The following is a 17359-nucleotide window of genomic DNA, read 5'->3' as shown; positions in this document are numbered from 1 at the left end:
ATTCCGGCTGCCCTCCGCCACGGCCCGATTGCCGGCGCATGGGGGAGGGGGCACTGCCTCGCGCGCCGTAGCTCGATTTGCGCGACGCACTATGCTGACAGGCAAAGAAGGCAGCGGCGTGCGCGACGGTCGCAGGCACGTCCCCGCGAAGCGGAGAAAGGGAGCGAGTGATCATGACCAACGAGCGAGTTCTTACTGGCGGAGACGATCCGAACAAGGTCGCCTTCCGCGGCTTGACCTTTGACGATGTGCTTCTTCTCCCTGCCGAGTCGCACATTGTCCCCAGCGAGGTCAACACCTCCACCCAGTTCAGCCGCAACATCAAGCTGGGCATCCCGGTCGCGTCGGCGGCGATGGATACGGTCACCGAGTCCCGCATGGCCATCGCGATGGCGCGCCAGGGCGGCATCGGCGTGCTGCACCGCAACCTTTCCGCGCAGGACCAGGCCGAGCATGTCGATGTGGTCAAGCGCTCGGAGTCGGGCATGGTCACTGATCCCGTCACGGCATCGCCGGACATGACGCTTAACGACGTCGACGCGCTCTGCGCCCGCTTCCGCATCTCCGGCCTGCCGGTGGTGGATGCCGACGGTGTGCTCACCGGCATCATCACCAACCGTGACATGCGCTTCGAGCGGGACTTCAACCGCCCTGTCTCCGAGGTCATGACCCCGATGCCGCTGGTCGTGGCCGGCGACGGCGTGTCTAAGGAAGAAGCGCTGAACCTGCTGTCCTCCAACAAGGTGGAGAAGCTCCCCATCGTCGATGACGCCGGCAAGCTCACCGGCCTGATCACCGTCAAGGACTTCGTGAAGACGGAGCAGTTCCCGAACGCCTCCAAGGACTCCGAGGGCCGCTTGCTCGTCGCCGCCGGGATCGGCACCGGCGAGGACTCCTACGAGCGCGCAGGCCTCCTCGTCGAGGCTGGAGTCGACGCCCTGATCGTCGACTCCGCCCACGCCCACAACAACCGCGTCCTCGAGATGGTCAGCCGCGTGCAGCGCGACTTCGGCGACCGCATCGACGTCATCGGCGGCAACCTCGCCACCCGCGAAGCAGCCCAGGCCATGGTCGACGCCGGCGCCGACGGCATCAAGGTCGGCATCGGCCCCGGTTCCATTTGCACCACCCGCGTCGTCGCCGGTGTCGGCGCCCCGCAGATCACCGCCATCCTCGAAGCTTCCGTTCCTGCCCGTAAGGCTGGTATCCCCGTCATCGCCGACGGCGGCATGCAGCACTCCGGCGACGTCGCCAAGGCGCTCGCCGCAGGCGCCTCCTCGGTCATGCTCGGATCCATGCTCGCCGGCACCGCCGAAGCTCCCGGCGACATCGTCGTGGTGGGAGGCAAGCAGTACAAGCGTTACCGCGGCATGGGCTCGATGGGCGCGATGCAGGGCCGCGGCCTGACAGGGGAGAAGCGCTCCTTCTCCAAGGACCGCTACTTCCAGGCCGACGTCACCAGCGAAGACAAGCTGGTGCCGGAAGGCATCGAAGGCCGCGTGCCCTACCGCGGGGAGATCGACTCGATCACCCACCAGATCGTCGGCGGCCTGCGTGCGGCGATGGGCTACACCGGCTCCGGCTCGATCGAGGAACTGCAGACGAAGCAGTTCGTGCAGATCACCACTGCCGGTCTGCGCGAGTCCCACCCGCACGACATCACCCAGACTGTCGAGGCGCCGAACTACCGCGCCTAGAAACCACGAGCTCGGTCTGGTCAGGGATACGGAGAGGAAAGAGAGAACACACCCATGCGCGATTATGTTGAGATCGGTATCGGCCGCGAGGCCCGCCGTGCGTACTATCTCCGGGACATCAGTATCGTGCCTTCCCGCCGCACGCGATCCTCGAAGGACGTGAATTTGAGCTGGCACATCGACGCGTACTCGTTCGACATTCCTTTCGCCTCCCACCCCACGGATGCCTTGGCCAGCCCCGAATTCGTCATCGAGATGGGCAAGCAGGGCGGCCTCGGCGTGATCAACGCTGAGGGCCTGTGGGGCCGCCACGCCGATCTCGACGGGGCGATTACCAAGGTGATCACAGCGCAGCTGGAGGCCGGCAACACCGACCCGGAGTCGAATGCCGCCGAGGACAAAGCTGTCAAGACGCTGCAGGAACTCCACGCTGCTCCGTTGGACCACGACCTGCTTTCGGAGCGCATTTCCCAGGTCCGTGATTCCGGCGTCACCGTTGCGGTGCGCGTGAGCCCGCAGCACGCCCGTGAGCTCGCGCCCGTCGTGGTCAAAGCCGGCGCCGAGATCCTGTTCATCCAGGGCGAGATCATTTCGGCCGAGCACGTCCAGGAAGGCGGTGAACCGCTCAACCTGAAGGAATTCATCGGTTCCCTCGACGTTCCCGTGATCGCTGGCGGTGTCGCTGACTACACGACTGCGCTGCACCTGATGCGCTCCGGTGCCGCTGGCATCATTGTCGGCCAGGGAACAACGACGTCGGATTCCGCATTGGGTATCGGCACCCACATGGCCACCCAGATCGCCGATGCGGCGGCTGCCCGCCGCGAATACCTCGACGAGACGGAAGGCCGCTACGTCCACATCATCGCTGACGGAGAAATCCACACCAGCGGCGATATCGCCCGGGCTGTCGCCTGCGGCGCGGACGCAGTCATGCTGGGTACCGCCCTCGCCTCCGCGTCGGAGGCCGCTGCGTACGGCTACTACTGGCAGGCGCAAGCCGCCCACCCGCGGTTCCCGCGCGGCATTATCGAGAACACTAGCAATTCGTTCAGTTTCGGTTGGGGCCTCGACGATGACGGCCCCGCCCAGGACGTGCTGAACAATCTGCGCGAGAACAGCCCGAGTCTGGAAACCATCCTCCACGGCCCGAGCACCAGCACCTGGGGCGGCCACAACCTCGCCGGGGGGCTCCGCCGTGTCATGGCCAAGTGCGGTTACACGGACATCAAGAGCTTCCAAAAGGTGGACATCACTCTCACCAGCTAGCTGCGCACTTTCGCAGCCGACAACGCCCGGTGGATCTTCAATGATCCCCCGGGCGTTTTTCATGTCTACGGGGGTGAGGCGGATGTCACGGACGAGTCATCTTGACTCTCCTGTAAGTCCGACTAAAGTATGGCCAGAATAAAAAGTACGGCTAGCCGTAACTTATGGAAAAGCCTTGGCGGAATACAGTTTCGGGAAAGGAAAAACTCAATGGTTCGGTCTGAAAATCAGGCGTCACGATCAGCGCTGTTTGTGGCGGCAGCCGCGATGATGGCGATGGTTCTTGCGGGGGCGCTCACAGCGTGCGCGCCGGAGGAGGATCGCGCGGACGGTGGAAAGCCGAAAGTGCTGACCACCTTCACCGTGATCCAGGACATCGCCCAGAATGTCGCGGGGGAGCACTTGACCGTGGAGTCTTTGACGAAGCCGGGGGCGGAGATCCACGGCTACGAGCCCACGCCGGCTGATATCCGCCGCGCGTCCGAAGCCGACCTCATCCTGGATAACGGGCTGTACTTGGAGAACTGGTTCACGCAATTCGTCGAGGGAGTCGACGCGCCCCACGTCACCGTCAGCGACGGCGTGGACCCGATCGACATCACCGAGGACGAGGGTGCAGGCAAACCCAACCCGCACGCGTGGATGAGTCCGGTTGAGGTGAAGAAGTACGTGGACAATATGGTCACCGCCTTCAGCGAACTCGATCCGGACCATGCTGAGGACTTCACGCAGAACGGCGAGCAGTACAAAAAGCAGCTGCAAGAGGTCCAGGACGGCATGGTCAACGAGTTGGCGAACTTGCCTGAGCAACATCGCGCACTGGTGACGTGCGAAGGCGCATTCTCCTACATGGCACGCGACGCTGGTTTAGAGGAACGGTTCATTTGGGCCGTGAACTCCGAAAATGAGGCAACCCCGCAGCAGATCACCCGCGCCATCGAATTCGTCAAGGAAAACGACGTGCCGGCCGTGTTCTGCGAATCCACGGTCTCGGACGCACCGATGCAGCAGGTGGTTGGCGCGACCGACGCCACCTACGGTGGCACCCTGTACGTCGACTCCCTTTCGGAGAAAGACGGTCCGGTTCCGACCTACCTCGACTTGATCAAGCACGACGCCGACGTGATCACGCAGGCGTTGACGGGTAAGAAGTAGGTGTCGCAGTGCAACAGGAAACGTCAACACCCGCGGCGGCCGTGCCGTCGAACGCGACTCCCGCGATATCCGTGCGCGATGTCACCGTTCACTATGGGAGCGTGCTCGCGCTCGACGGCGCGTCCCTCGAGGTCGCGCCGGGACGCGTGTGCGGACTCGTCGGAATGAATGGATCCGGGAAATCTACGCTATTCAAAACGATTATGGGGCAGACCCGGCCAGATTCCGGGACCGTCGCCGTGAACGGAGATGACCCCGCTGTCGCCCGCCGCACCGGTGTGCTCGGGTACGTGCCTCAGCGCGAGGCAGTGGACTGGGATTTCCCGGTCAGCGTGCGGGATGTGGTCATGATGGGCCGCTACGGACAACTCGGTTTCACCCGCCGGCCTCGCCGGGCTGACATCGAAGCCGTTGACCATGCACTCGAGCGTGTGGAGCTCACAGATTTCGCCGCCCGTCAGATCGGTCAGCTTTCGGGCGGCCAGCGGAAACGCGCCTTTGTTGCCCGGTGCATTGCCCAGGGGGCGAGGATCATGCTGCTGGACGAGCCTTTTGCGGGCGTCGATAAGCGCAGCGAAGCGACAATGACCCGGCTGTTTCGCGAGCTTGCTGACGGCGGCGCCACCGTCTTTGTGTCGACGCACGACCTCCCCACGTTGCCCGATTTGGCTGATGAAGCGATGCTGCTCAACCGGCATGTGCTCATGCACGGCTCGCCCAAGGATGTCCTGCAACCCGATAATCTCGCCGCTGCCTTCGGACTGGATGTGATGAAACGATGATCTCTTTTCTCTTCGACCCGTTCGCCTACGACTTCATGGTCCGCGCGTTCGCCACGAGCTTGATTTCCTCCATCGTGTGCGCGGTGCTGTCGTGCTGGCTGGTCCTCGTCGGCTGGTCGCTGATGGGCGATGCCGTGTCCCACGCGGTGTTCCCCGGCGTGGTGCTGGCGTATATCGCGGGCGTTCCCTTCGCTCTCGGGGCAGTGGTCTTCGGCTTCCTCGCTGTGGGATTGATCGGTGTTGTGCGTGATACGAGCCGGGTCAAAGAAGACGCTGCGATCGGAATCGTCTTCACCACGCTCTTCGCGTTCGGGCTCGTGCTCATATCCGTTACGCCCTCGCAGACCGACCTCAACCACATTATCTTCGGCAACCTGCTCGGCGTCTCCAAAGCTGATCTTGTACAGATCTTCGTTTTGGGCGTGGCCACGCTGGCTGTGCTCGTGCTCAAGCGCCGCGATTTCACGCTTTTCGCTTTCGATCCCGTGCATGCTCACGCGATTGGTTTGCGGCCGAAGCTGATTGGGGCAGTGTTGCTAGCCCTGCTCGCGCTCACTTGCGTGGTGGGGTTGCAGGCCGTCGGGGTGATCCTCGTGGTGGCGATGCTGATCATTCCGGGCGCGACCGCATCCCTGCTGACCGACAGTTTCGGCCGCATGCTGCTGATCGCCCCTGCGGTGGCCACCGTATGCTCTGTCGTGGGGCTGTACGCGAGCTACTACCTCGACGCTTCGCCTGGCGGACTCGTGGTCATGGCGCAGGGTATCGCATTTTTGCTGGTGTACCTGTTCAGCCCGAGCCAGGGGATCGTCACAGCGCGTGCGCGCCGGGGCGGAACTGCACGGCTAATTGGAGACGAACAGCGCGTCGGTAGCGGTGCGGCCGAGCGGAACTGAGTTCTTTGCCCCGTCCACCTTCACATCGAGCGACTCGGAAAACGGCGCGCCTTCTGCGACCGTGAGAACGGCGCCGACAACGATGCCGTTCTCCTCGAAATACTTCAGCAGGGTCGGGTCCGAATCGGAGATCCGCTCGACAGTGACCGTCGTCCCCGCTGCACCGGCGCCCGCCCCAGCATCCGTGAGGCGGCGCGCATCCAAAGCGGGAACCGTACCGTCGGCGGCCGGGATTGGATCCCCGTGCGGGTCGCGGGTGGGGTGGCCGAGCAGCTTGTCCAGCTTGTCCACTAGGTAGTCGGAGACCGCGTGCTCCAAGTGCTCTGCTTCGTCGTGCACTTCGTCCCACGTGTACCCGAGAGTCTCCACCAAGAACGTCTCGATGAGCCGGTGGCGCCGAATCATGTCCACTGCGTACCCGCGGCCCTTCTCGGTCAACTCCACCGAGCCGTACGGGGCGTGCACGATCAACTCCTGTGCGGCGAGCTTGCGCACAGCATCCGAGACCGACGACATCCGCAGCCCCGTCTGCTTCGAAATCAGGGTCGCCGTCACGGGCTCCGCCGACCATTCCGTGAGACTCCAGATGACCTTCAAATAGTTCTGGGTCGAGGTGGATAATTCGCTCACCGACATGCGTTCAACTCTACTTACCTTCCGGGAGCACGCTTATCGACGCCGCCCTGAACCCGCAATCCGCCCTGCACAGTTGCGACTGTTCAGTCTATTCAGGCCATGAGTTAGACTCTGAAACCGTGACTACCTCCGCGAACGCACCAGAGCAGACCCCGCCCGCCAACGCACACCCGCGCCCCGTCCTCGTCGTGGACTTCGGTGCGCAATACGCGCAGCTCATCGCACGCCGTGTGCGTGAAGCCCGCATCTACTCGGAGGTCGTGCCCCACACGATCACGGCCGAGGAACTGAAGGCGAAGGACCCGGTTGCGCTCGTGCTGTCGGGCGGCCCCTCGTCCGTGTACGAGGACGGCGCTCCGCAGCTCGACCCAGAAATCTTCGAGCTGGGCCTGCCCACCTTCGGCATTTGCTACGGCTTCCAGGTGATGACTCAGGCGCTCGGCGGCACCGTGGCCAAGACCGGTTCCCGCGAATATGGCCGCACCGCCATGGACGTGCGCGGCGGCATTCTCCACGACGGCCTCGAGTCGAACCACCCGGTGTGGATGAGCCACGGCGATTCCGTGACCAAGGCCCCGGAGGGATTCGAGGTCACCGCATCGTCCGAGGGCGCACCCGTCGCCGCGTTCGAGAACGCCGAGAAGTGCCTCGCGGGCGTCCAGTACCACCCGGAGGTCATGCACTCTCCGCACGGGCAAGAGGTGCTCACGCGCTTCCTCACCGAGATCGCAGGTCTTGAGCAGACCTGGACCGCAGCCAATATCGCGGATCAGCTTATCGACGCGATTGCCGAGCAGGTTGGCCCCGACGGCCGCGCCATTTGCGGACTGTCCGGCGGCGTGGACTCTGCTGTCGCCGCAGCTCTGGTGCAGCGCGCCATCGGGGACCGCCTCACTTGCGTCTTTGTCGACCACGGTCTGCTGCGCCAGGGTGAGCGCGAGCAAGTGGAGACGGACTTCGTCGCCGCCACCGGCGCGAAGCTTGTCACCGTCGACGAGCGCGAGGCATTCCTGGACAAGCTGTCCGGTGTGACCGAACCGGAGGCGAAGCGCAAGGCCATCGGCGCCGAGTTCATCCGTTCCTTCGAGCGTGCTGTCGCCGGTGTCCTCACCGAGTCCGGTGACGATGCTCCCGTTGACTTCCTGGTCCAGGGCACCCTGTACCCGGATGTCGTCGAGTCCGGCGGCGGCTCCGGCACCGCCAACATCAAGAGCCACCACAATGTGGGTGGCCTGCCCGACGATGTCGAGTTCGAGCTTGTCGAGCCCCTCCGCCTGCTGTTCAAGGACGAGGTCCGCGCTGTCGGCCGGGAGCTCGGCTTGCCCGAGGTGATTGTGAACCGCCAGCCCTTCCCGGGCCCCGGCCTGGGCATCCGCATCATCGGCGAGGTCACCGAGGAGCGCCTGGAAACCCTCCGAGCCGCCGACGCCATCGCCCGCGAGGAGCTGACCAAGGCCGGCCTCGACGACGCGATCTGGCAGTGCCCGGTGGTCCTGCTTGCCGACGTCCGCTCCGTCGGTGTTCAGGGCGACGGCCGCACCTACGGCCACCCGATCGTCCTGCGTCCGGTCGCTTCCGAGGACGCCATGACCGCCGACTGGGTCCGCGTACCCTACGAGGTGCTGGAGATCATCTCCACCCGCATCACCAATGAGGTCGAGGGTGTCAACCGCGTGGTCCTGGACATCACGTCCAAGCCGCCGGCCACCATCGAGTGGGAGTAGCATCCCGCCCGGCGGGGGCGCTACGGAGCCGCGGGTTCCACGACCCGGATTGACCCGGCTTTCTGGTGGAGCTTCAGCGTCAGCAGCTGACCGCCGCCCTCGACCCGTTCTGCCGGGCAGTCGGTCTCGCCCACATCCACGGTGCAGGTCACGTCCACCGGGCTGCCGCTTTTCGGCAGGAGGACTTCGATGGAGCCCACTGTGCCGTTGACGTCGAGCTCCACAGGTTCATCCAATGGCCCAAGCTCCCACATATTGACCTTGATGGTGCCCAGGTTCCTGTCGAGCGGCTCGATGTCTTCCGCCTCATCGATGAACATCTCCGTTAAGCCGAAACGGCTCCAGTCGTCAGTGACGACCGCCTTCCCGACCATGACGGTGAAAACGCCCAGCAACCCCAGCACGGTGAAGAGAAATGGTTCTAAAGGAAACGCGTCACGCGTCTCCAATGTTGCGGGCGAGGGCGACCACGTGTTCGTCGAATAATCGGGCTGAGCATAGCCAGACTGATAGTTATGCGTTGTCCGAAGTTGCGGCGGCGGCTCGGGTTGGCGTTGATGCAGCAGCCACCAAGACCCCATGAGCGCGAGCGTGCTGCAGACGCTCGCGAGGCCGTAGAGGTTGGGGAACTGCAGGAGAATGGGCACGTAGCAGAAAAGTAGGGTGATGGACAGTAACCAGCCCAGCACCCTGTTTCCCTTTTCTTCGGGTGGGAGTTGTGCCTCGGGCTGCAGGAATACGTCGACCGGGGCGTTCGCTCTGCCTTGTTTCGGCATGATGAAGTAGCACAGGATGTACACGAATGCACCACTTGCCCCGATGAAGAATGCGATGAGGAACACGAGGCGCACGAGCTGGGCATTCACTCCGTAGCGGTGCGCGATTCCCTCGCAGACGCCAGCGAGCTGACCATCGTCTCCAGAGATCTCGATTCGTGGTGGGCGTGTTGCCCACATTTCCTGGAAGGTTCCGCCGGAGTTGCTCATGCGTTAAGTATTTATTCCGGGGGACACTCTTCTTGCTATTCACTAGTGGAACCTATTGCGCGTAGGGGTTGTTCCGCGGATCGTAGGGGCTGTTCTGCTGGACGTTGTCGTTCGTCGGCTGCGGCTGCGGCTGCTGTGCTTGAGCCTGACCGTCGCCCATCGGGGGCTGCGGCTGCGGCTGTGGCCCACCGACAGGGGGCTGCGGCGGATGCGGCCCAGATGCGGCCGGAGGGATGTTGAGTCCCTCGGGTGGCACGGGCGTGCGGTTGTGCAGGATCCACCAGGCCAGGAACCCCAAGATGAGGCCGGTGAGCGACGCGAAGGCGATGCCGGACCGTGTGCCGACCGTGATGGAGGGGAAGAAAATGATCATGCCGAGGAGCAGGAGCCAGCCGGTGCTCTTTTCCTTGGCGGCTTCGTCGCTCAGGCGGTTGGCGGGAGTGAAGGCGGCGTTCATCGGGCTGGAGCCGGTGCTGATGCGAGGCATGGTGAACCAGCACAACAGGTAGAGGAAAATGCCGCCGCCGACGAGCAACGCCAGGACGATGAACGCGATACGCACGACGGTGGGGTCGACGCGGTAACGCGCGCCGATGCCTTCGCACACGCCCGCGAGGAGAGCATTTCCACCGTTCTCGTTGGGGATTCTTGGGGCCCGAGTGTCCCACATGGTCTGAAGAGGACTTGTGGTGTTGGTCATATTTTCAAGTATGCATTCTCGCGGGAAACTTCGCTGCGTTCATGGGGGGAGGAGCGGCAGCTCATCCTGTTTGGACGGCCGGGGGCAGGCGGCGGTGGGCCCTCCGTGCGGAAGTGGAACTACGCGTAGGCGAGCCGGCGGGAACCGTCCACATGCGGGTACAGCACCCAGGCCGCTGCGGTTGCCAGGACTCCCGCGGCCCATGCGCCCACTGCGGGCCAGTGCGCGAGCGGTGCGAGCATGAGCGCGAGCCACCACAGCATGAGCGGCACGAGCATGCTTATCGACGGCACCGTGCTCACGTTCTTCTCCACCGCAAAAGCCCGCATGTCCTTGCGGTAGGGGTGCAGCAGGGTCACGGCGACCGCAGTAACAACGCAGAGGACCGCCGCGACCGCCTTCACGCCGAGCGGAGCGTTCGATGCCATGACGCCGATGGAGCCACCGGCGCCGAGCGACCCTAGGACCCGAACGACGTTCGGGGTGGGGATCGGGGTGACTCGGTTGCGGACCTCTGTGGCACTGATCGGCATCATGGCAGGAAGCTTAACTGTTCGGCTTCCCTGCGCGGACACACCGTGCGGGCACCTTGCGAGGGCACCCCATCTTGTTTAGAAAGTGTATTCGACTAGGGGCGTTGCCTGTGTCAGCCTCGGAGTGCATACTATCTTGCGTGACTAGAACACCTATTCGATCCGCGTCGGTGGCGGCGACGAACCTGGCGGTTGCGCATGAACCGCCAGCTCAGCCGTCGCGCGCCGACCAGATCGCCGAGCTGCGCGCCCGTATGGCCGCCATCGGCGGGGAGGTCCCGGAGCGGGTTGTCGAGGATACGGAGACGCTCGCTGTGGGCGGCGCCCTTTCGCTCGTGTTGCCGAACGGCGGTGTGCCGCGCCGGGCGGTCACCCATGTTAGCGACACTCCAGCGCTGGTCGTGGAGCTCATCGGCCAGGTCGTAGGCAGCGGTGGCTATGCCGGTGTGGTGGGGTGGCCGGAGTTGTCGTACGCCGGGATCGACCGGAAGCATCTGGGCCGCGTCATTGCTGTGCCGGACCCAGGCGTGGATCCGTTGGGGATCGCCGGTGTGCTGGCGGAGGGGCTTGATCTGGTGGTGTACCGTTCGCTGGCGCAGCTCGCCTTGTCGCCGGTGCGGTGCCGCCCGTTGCTGGGCAAGCTGCGCACGGGCCGGGCCGCTCTCATGCTCGTCGGCGCGACAGTCCCGTCGCCGGCGCTCACTGTGACGGGGGAGATCCAGTCTTTCCGCGGGATCGGGCGCGGCACCGGCCGTATCACGGGTGTGGATATCCGCGTGCGCGCGCAGTCGAAGAGCACCCATCCGGCCTCGGCGACGGTGACGGTGGGGCAGGCGGAGGAATCGTCGATAAGCAGTGGCGCCACCGCTGGGCATCCGGCGCTGAAGGTGGTGCGGTAGGTGCGCGTCGCAGCGGTGTGGTTCCCGGACTGGCCGGTGCAGGCCGCGCGGCTGGACGCGGATGACAGGCTGGAGGAGCCGCTGGCCATTGGTGCGCAGCACCGGATCAAGGTTGTCTCGCACCGTGCCCGCGCGCTGGGCGTGCGCCGGGGGATGAAGGTGCGCCACGCGCAGTCGGTGTGTCCAGAGCTGACGGTCATCGACGACAACCCGGACCGCGATGGGCGCATGTTCACTGCGTTGGCTGCGGGCTTCGACGATGTCGCGGCGTCGGTGGAGGTGCTGCGCCCCGGACTCGTCGTCGTGGATGTCGCGGCCGCGGGCGCGTTCCACGGTGGTGAGGGGAAGGCGGTGGAGATGCTCATCGACGCCGCTGCACGCCGCGGCATCGATGCCTTCGCCGGAGTGGCCGACGAGATTGCCACAGCGCTCATCGCCGCGCGTGCGTCCGCCGTGGTCCCTCCGGGCGGGTCAGCCGAATTTCTCGCCCGGCAACCGCTGAAAGCGCTGGTGGCGGAGACCAGTCTGGGCGCGGATGTGGAGACGGTCAAGGCACTGGGCCAGTTGGGCGTGACCACGCTGGGGGAGCTCGCCGCGCTGCCGTCGACGGCGGTGTCCACCCGCTTCGGCCGCGCCGGTATGGCCTGCCACCGGATCGCCAGTGCCGCCCCGGACCGCCGCGTCGCACCGGAACTGCCCGCGGCGGATCTGAGCGTGGCCATTACCCCGGAGGACCCGATCGACAGGGTGGACGCGGCCGCCTTCGCCGCCCGTGCTCTGGCCGCGAGCCTGCATGGGCGTTTGGCTGAGGCAGGGCAGAACTGTTTGCGTCTCAAGGTCAAAGCGGAGCTGGCCGACGGCACCGTGGTCGAACGCATCTGGCGCACCCGGGAGGCGCTGACTGAGGAGGCCACCGCCGACCGTGTGCGCTGGCAGCTGGACGGATGGCTGACTAGTGGAGGGGCCGGCACGATCACCTCGCTGGTGCTGGAACCGCTAGAGCTCGCCCAGCCTGACCCGGTGGGACATTTATGGGGTGGCGGGACGGGTTCCGGCGGCGGGACGGGGCAGGCCCGCCGCCGGGTGGCGGAGCGCGTGCAGTCGGCACTGGGGATCGACGCGGTGCTGCAGCCCCGATTCGTCGGTGGCCGCGGCGTGGCTGAGCGCATCGCGTTGATTCCGTTCGGGGAGCGGGACCCCGAATCCGCCGATGGGAAAGACCCGGCTGCCGCTTCGTGGCCGGGAGCGGTTCCGCCGCCATTGCCGGCGCGGATCGGCGGCGGTGTGGACCACCCGGCATCGAGGATCACCATGATCGACGAAGCCGCGCTTCCCGTCGGCGTCACCGCCGAAGCGCTGCTCAGCACCACTCCGTACGCGTTGAGCTGGGGCGGGAAGCACTACCTGGTCACAGGGTGGGCGGGGCCGTGGCCGGTGGATGAGGGCTGGTGGAGCGAGCACCCGCAGAAAGTCGCGCGCCTACAGGTGGTCGGGCAGCGGGAAGACGGCGGGGCGCCCCTGGCGTGGCTACTGCTGTGGTCGAAGCAGAAGTGGAGGGTGGAGGCGATGTACAGCTAAAAAGCGCCTAGGGGCGCACGATGTCGATGACCAGGCGGGTCGGGTTCTTGACCGCCCGCACGAAATACGGTGCGTTAGATTTCAGCCCGATCACGATCTGGCTGCGGCCGCCGGAGGTGCCGGCGTTGACCACCTCGACGATGGAGCCTGCGCCCTCCGCGTGGTTGGCATCGACATCGCTGCGGCCGATGTCCTGCGGGTAGACGGTGCCGTCGACATAGACGTTGAGGAATGCAGACCCCTTGACCTCTAGCGGCGTGCCGATCGTCTGCTGGGTGGGGGAGGGGACGTAGTCGGCGAACCAGCCGGGTTCACCGTCGCCGTCTAGGTCCACCACGACGCGGTCGAAGCCTTCGTGGCTGCTCGTTTGCAGGCCGGTCACCGCGAGACGGGCGGGTGCGGCCGGGCGGGTCGTTTTCGGGGAGGCGTCGGCGTTGGCCAGTTGCTCCTTCCGGTTGACCGGCAAGGAGCTTTCGTCGCCGGGGTTGCCCGAAGCGTCGGACGTGTTGCCGCTGCCGCCGAGCAGTCCGGACTGGTTGAGCGTCTTGCCCTCCTGGAGCTGCTCCGTCGACGTCTCGCCGGCGACGCTGTTGCCTGCGATTTCGCTGCGTCCGCCCGTTCCGACATCTGCTGCCCCGCACCCGGAAAGGGTCGCCGAAGCGAGCGCCGCCACGGTGGCGGCCGCGGCGGCGCGCATACCGGCGGACGCGCTGGACGCGCGGTGGTTCGGGGAGACGTTCAACGTGGGCACGGCACATAGGTTATCCAGTCTGTGGCGGAGGGGGAAATTAATTCACGTTGACCGTGAAATTGAGACTGAACGGTGACCGGAATGCGGCGGGGCGGGGAGGGCGGCATCGATAAGCGCTCTTTGGGGCCGTTTCGCAAGATAGGCTACCCTTAGAAACATGTCTGTCGACCGCCGTCCAATGTGCTCTGATGTGGAAGTCGAGCCTCTGCCCGGCACCGCGAAACAAGCGGGCGTGTACGTGCTGTTCGAGTACCCGGGGCCGTGGAGCCACGACATTCTCGACGGCGACACCTTCGGCGCGGAGCTGACTGCGAAGCTGAAGGCGCATATGAAGGAAACGGGCGCATCGCTGCAGCTCATCCGCCACCCCACCCGCGAGGGCCGCGAGATCGACGACCACCACCTCTACATCGTTTTCTCCGATATCGGGGTCACGGAGGTCCTCCACGTCGACGGGCCGGAGGCGATCCTCGACCTCGACCTTTCGGGGCCGGGGCGCAACGGCGGGCAGACCCGCCTCGCGCCGCTGCTGCTCGTGTGCACGCACGCGAAGCGCGACCGTTGCTGCGCGGTGAAGGGCCGCCCTCTAGTCAACGAGCTGGAACGGCGCTACCCGTTCAAGAAGACGGGCGACGTCGTGTGGGAGACCTCCCACGTCAAGGGGCACCGTTTCGCGCCCGCGCTACTGCTCATGCCGTGGGGCTACAGCTTTGGCCGCATGAATCTCGAGGCTACCGAGGCGATGCTCGCCGCCGCCATGCGCGCCCAATACTTCGTGCCCGGCAACCGCGGCCGCGGCACGCTCACGCCGCCTGAACAAGCCGCCGAGATCGCCGTTGCCGCGCATCTCCAGCGTGAAGGCGAGGATGTCGCCTACGGGCAACTCACCGTCGATCACGCAGAGGTGGGGGAGGAGACCGCGAGCATTTCGCTTATCGACGCCGCCACCGCCCGCACCTTCACCGCCTCCCTGCGCAAGAAAGAAGCCGCAGGAGTGATTTCCTCCTGCGGCGATGAACCGAAGACCGGTTCGTACTGGGGGGTCGAGTCCGTTACCGGCGCATGACCTTGCGCGACAAGTAGTTGCCCAAAAGCTGCGCCAGCTGGACGATGATCACGATGGTGATCACGGCGAGCCAGGTGACGGCCGGCTGGTAGGCGCGGTAGCCGTAGACGATGGCGAAGTCACCCAGACCGCCGCCGCCGATGTAGCCCGCCATGGCGGACATGTCGATCACGGCGATGAAGATGAAGGTGAAGCCGAGGATCAGCGGGCCGAGCGCCTCCGGGATGATCACGGTGCGGATGATGCGCCACGGGCCGGCGCCCATCGCGCGCGCCGCCTCGATCACGCCCGGGTCGATGGCCACGAGGTTCTGCTCCACGATACGGGCGACGGTGAACGTGGCGGTCACGCACATCACGAAGGTGGCGGCCTCACGGCCGATGGTCGTGCCCACCACCGCGAGAGTCACGGCGTAGAGCATCGCGATCATGATGATGAACGGGATCGGCCGGAAGAAGTTCACCAGGATATTGAGCACCCAGTAGACGAACTTGTTCTGCAGCACGTTGCCCTCGCGGGTCGTGTACAGGAACAAGCCGAGGATCAGGCCGAAGAAACCGCCCACGATCATGGTGATGACCACCATGAACAACGTGTCGGCGATCGCATCGAAGTAGGTGGGGCCGAGGCGGTCCCAGTCGAATCCGCCGGCGGCGAGAATCAGTTCATTCGTCGCGTTCATTAGTTAGCCTCCCCGGTTGTTGCAGCGGCGGATTCCGCTGTGATCTCGTTGATCGTGGTGGTGTGGCGCAGGGCAGAGTAGAACTCGTCGATGGCGTCCTGGTCGCCGGTCAGCCGGACAGTCATCTTGCCGAAGGAGTGGTCCTGCAGCGTGGTCACGGACCCGTGCACCACGTCGAGGCCCACGCCGCGCTCCTGCAGCTTGGCCGCCGCGGAGAAGAACCCGGAGTCAGCGGTGAGATCAACCGTGAACAGGCGGCCCTCCTTGTGCAGGAGCTCGCGCTCCTCAGCTTCGGACGGGGTATTGCGCAGGCTGGTGGACACGAAGCGCTTGGCCACATCCGTCTGCGGGTTGGAGAAGACCTCGTAGACCGTGCCGTGCTCGACGACGCGGCCGTTTTCCATCACTGCCACCGTGTCGGCGATCGAGCGAATCACGTCCATCTCGTGAGTGATCACCACGATGGTGATGCCGGTGCGTTCGTTGACCTCCTTGAGCAGGGCCAGGACTTCCTGGGTGGTCTCGGGGTCGAGGGCGGAGGTGGCTTCGTCGGCAAGCAGGAGAGAGGGGCTCGTGGCGAGCGCGCGGGCGATGCCCACCCTCTGCTTCTGTCCGCCGGAGAGCTGCTCCGGGTAGTTCTTGCCACGCTCACCGAGGCCCACGAAGTCGAGCAGCTCGGTAACGCGGGCCTTGCGCTCGGCGGCGCTCATGCTGGTCATCTTCAGCGGGTATTCCACGTTGCCCGCCGCGGTCAGCGACGAGAACAGGTTGAACTGCTGGAAGATCATGCCGATATTGCGGCGTGCGTCGCGCAGCTGCTTGGCTGGCATGCCGACGATGTTCGTGTCATCGAGCAGGATGTCACCGGTGGTGGGGGTGTCCAGCCCGTTGATCATGCGGACGAGCGTGGACTTGCCGGCACCCGAATACCCGATCACGCCCAGGATTTCGCCCGGTTCGACGGTGAGGTTGACGTTGTCCAACGCTACGACGTTGGCGCCTTTCCGTCCGGACCGGAACACTTTGTTCACGTCCCGGAATTCGATCCGGGTGCCGGTTGCGGCCATTACTTAGCTTCCTCCACGAGGCGGTCGAGGATCGCGTTCAGATCCTCCTTGGACTTCTGGACCTGGACGGCGGTGCCGTTGGAGTCCTCGTTCAGTGCGTCGGTGACCTCCGGGGTCTGCCAGATCTCGACGAGCTTCTCGTAGGTCGGGTTGTCGATGTCCTCGGCGCGGACGGCGAAGACGTTGATGTACGGCTCAGCCAGCTCGGAGTTCGGGTCGTCGGAAGCGACAGCGGTGGATGCGTCGATGCCGGCGCGGGAGAGCCAGTTGTTGTTGATGATCGCCGGGTCGCCCTGGTTGTAGGCGGTCGGGGTCTGGGATGCGTCGACCGGGGTGATCTCGACCTTGGAGCCTTCTTTGTCGATGTCGGCCGGGGTCGGGTTTAGCTTGTCCGCGCCGTCCTTGACCTTGACCAGGTCGGCCTGGACGAGCACGTTGATGGCACGGCCCTGGTTGGACGGGTCGTTCGGGATGGCGATCTTCTGGCCCTCGATGCCGTCGAGGCTGTCGTGGTCCTTCCAGAACAGGCCGAGGGTGTTGATCTCGGCGGAGCCGATGATCTTCAGGTCGTTGCCGGAGGTGGCGTTGTACTGCGACAGGTAGAGGATGTGTTGGAACTTGTTGATGTCGATCTGCTTCTCAGCCAGCGCCGGGTTCACCGGGGTGTACTCGGTGAAGGGGACGAGCTCGAGCTCGATGCCCTCTTCCTTCGCCTTCTCCGTGAAGACGGACCATGCCTTCTGGTCGGAGTCGGTGGTGCCGATGCGGATGGCCTGGTCGTCCCCGCCGGAGGCGTTGTCTGCGGAATCGGAGGAACACGCAACGAGTCCGGTTGCAGCCAGGATGGAGGCTGCCGCGGTTGCGATTACACGGTTGAGGCGCATGTCGCTTCCTGCTCTTTCTTTAAGTCGTCGGGAAATGAACGTGAGGAAAATGTA

The 17359-nt window shown here is 65.1% G+C and carries 17 protein-coding genes; 9 read left to right on the top strand and 8 right to left on the bottom strand.

The features are described 5' to 3' along the window. The first annotated feature begins 173 nt into the window (after positions 1-173). The 5 genes from guaB to QYR03_RS06110 all read left to right on the top strand — a co-directional run bounded on the left by guaB (position 174) and on the right by QYR03_RS06110 (position 5799). Positions 174-1697 carry an IMP dehydrogenase gene (gene guaB / locus QYR03_RS06130; RefSeq protein WP_301713377.1) on the top strand — a complete coding sequence of 508 codons (1524 nt, stop codon included), beginning with the start codon at positions 174-176 and terminating at the stop codon, positions 1695-1697. Between the two features lie 54 nt (positions 1698-1751). Next, positions 1752-2966: a GuaB3 family IMP dehydrogenase-related protein gene (locus QYR03_RS06125; protein ID WP_301713376.1), complete on the top strand. Its 1215-nt coding sequence runs from the start codon at positions 1752-1754 to the stop codon at positions 2964-2966. Between the two features lie 276 nt (positions 2967-3242). Further along, positions 3243-4121 (top strand): metal ABC transporter substrate-binding protein, encoded by an 879-nt coding sequence (locus tag QYR03_RS06120; protein WP_301713393.1) that lies wholly within the window; start codon positions 3243-3245, stop codon positions 4119-4121. 8 nt (positions 4122-4129) lie between these two features. Further along, positions 4130-4903 carry a metal ABC transporter ATP-binding protein gene (locus QYR03_RS06115; RefSeq protein WP_301713375.1) on the top strand — a complete coding sequence of 258 codons (774 nt, stop codon included), beginning with the start codon at positions 4130-4132 and terminating at the stop codon, positions 4901-4903. Beyond that, on the top strand, positions 4900-5799 hold the full coding sequence (locus QYR03_RS06110) for a metal ABC transporter permease (RefSeq protein ID WP_301713374.1): 900 nt from the start codon (positions 4900-4902) through the stop codon (positions 5797-5799). Before QYR03_RS06115 ends, QYR03_RS06110 begins: the two co-directional genes overlap by 4 nt. Here the strand turns inward: QYR03_RS06110 and QYR03_RS06105 are convergent. Beyond that, entirely contained in the window at positions 5749-6435 is a 687-nt protein-coding gene (locus QYR03_RS06105; protein ID WP_301713373.1) for a metal-dependent transcriptional regulator, read from the bottom strand. The genes QYR03_RS06110 and QYR03_RS06105 overlap by 51 nt on opposite strands. A 119-nt stretch (positions 6436-6554) precedes the next feature. Between QYR03_RS06105 and guaA the strand changes: the two genes are divergently transcribed. After that, the gene (gene guaA / locus QYR03_RS06100; protein WP_301713372.1) at positions 6555-8159 is read left to right on the top strand and encodes a glutamine-hydrolyzing GMP synthase; all 1605 of its coding nucleotides are present in this window, start codon (positions 6555-6557) and stop codon (positions 8157-8159) included. Positions 8160-8179: 20 nt separating this feature from the next. On the opposite strand, the gene QYR03_RS06095 is transcribed toward guaA, so the two are convergent. The 3 genes from QYR03_RS06095 to QYR03_RS06085 form a co-directional block, all read right to left on the bottom strand. Continuing rightward, positions 8180-9145: a PspC domain-containing protein gene (locus tag QYR03_RS06095; RefSeq protein WP_301713371.1), complete on the bottom strand. Its 966-nt coding sequence runs from the start codon at positions 9143-9145 to the stop codon at positions 8180-8182. Positions 9146-9197: 52 nt separating this feature from the next. Beyond that, complete coding sequence (locus QYR03_RS06090) at positions 9198-9845, bottom strand: PspC domain-containing protein (RefSeq protein WP_301978461.1); 648 nt, start codon at positions 9843-9845, stop codon at positions 9198-9200. A gap of 119 nt (positions 9846-9964) precedes the next feature. After that, the gene (locus QYR03_RS06085; RefSeq protein WP_301713369.1) at positions 9965-10381 is read right to left on the bottom strand and encodes a hypothetical protein; all 417 of its coding nucleotides are present in this window, start codon (positions 10379-10381) and stop codon (positions 9965-9967) included. Positions 10382-10518: 137 nt separating this feature from the next. On the opposite strand from QYR03_RS06085, the gene QYR03_RS06080 reads away from it, so the two are divergent. After that, positions 10519-11277, top strand: a complete 759-nt coding sequence (locus QYR03_RS06080) for a hypothetical protein (RefSeq protein ID WP_301713368.1) — start codon at positions 10519-10521, stop codon at positions 11275-11277. Continuing rightward, positions 11278-12855: a DNA polymerase Y family protein gene (locus QYR03_RS06075; protein WP_301713367.1), complete on the top strand. Its 1578-nt coding sequence runs from the start codon at positions 11278-11280 to the stop codon at positions 12853-12855. 7 nt (positions 12856-12862) lie between these two features. On the opposite strand, the gene QYR03_RS06070 is transcribed toward QYR03_RS06075, so the two are convergent. Then, on the bottom strand, positions 12863-13606 hold the full coding sequence (locus QYR03_RS06070; RefSeq protein ID WP_259849939.1) for a hypothetical protein: 744 nt from the start codon (positions 13604-13606) through the stop codon (positions 12863-12865). Between the two features lie 157 nt (positions 13607-13763). Here QYR03_RS06070 and QYR03_RS06065 point away from each other — a divergent pair, with 157 nt between their 5' ends. Beyond that, a complete protein-coding gene (locus QYR03_RS06065) occupies positions 13764-14672 on the top strand; it encodes a sucrase ferredoxin (protein ID WP_259849938.1) in 909 nt (302 codons plus the stop codon). On the opposite strand, the gene QYR03_RS06060 is transcribed toward QYR03_RS06065, so the two are convergent. The 3 genes from QYR03_RS06060 to QYR03_RS06050 are packed head-to-tail and all read right to left on the bottom strand — an operon-like array spanning position 14659 to position 17305. Beyond that, positions 14659-15354, bottom strand: coding sequence for a methionine ABC transporter permease (locus tag QYR03_RS06060; protein WP_259849937.1), 696 nt, complete (start codon positions 15352-15354; stop codon positions 14659-14661). The genes QYR03_RS06065 and QYR03_RS06060 overlap by 14 nt on opposite strands. Next, positions 15354-16421, bottom strand: coding sequence for a methionine ABC transporter ATP-binding protein (locus QYR03_RS06055; RefSeq protein ID WP_259849935.1), 1068 nt, complete (start codon positions 16419-16421; stop codon positions 15354-15356). Before QYR03_RS06055 ends, QYR03_RS06060 begins: the two co-directional genes overlap by 1 nt. Next, entirely contained in the window at positions 16421-17305 is an 885-nt protein-coding gene (locus tag QYR03_RS06050) for a MetQ/NlpA family ABC transporter substrate-binding protein (protein ID WP_259849933.1), read from the bottom strand. The genes QYR03_RS06055 and QYR03_RS06050 overlap by 1 nt, the downstream gene beginning before the upstream one ends. Positions 17306-17359 lie beyond the last annotated feature (54 nt).

It is taken from the genome of Corynebacterium sp. P4-C1, assembly GCF_030503595.1.
Lineage (GTDB): Bacteria > Actinomycetota > Actinomycetes > Mycobacteriales > Mycobacteriaceae > Corynebacterium.
Note: the sequence above shows the minus strand (reverse complement) of the source record. Positions and strands in the feature narration are given on the sequence as shown.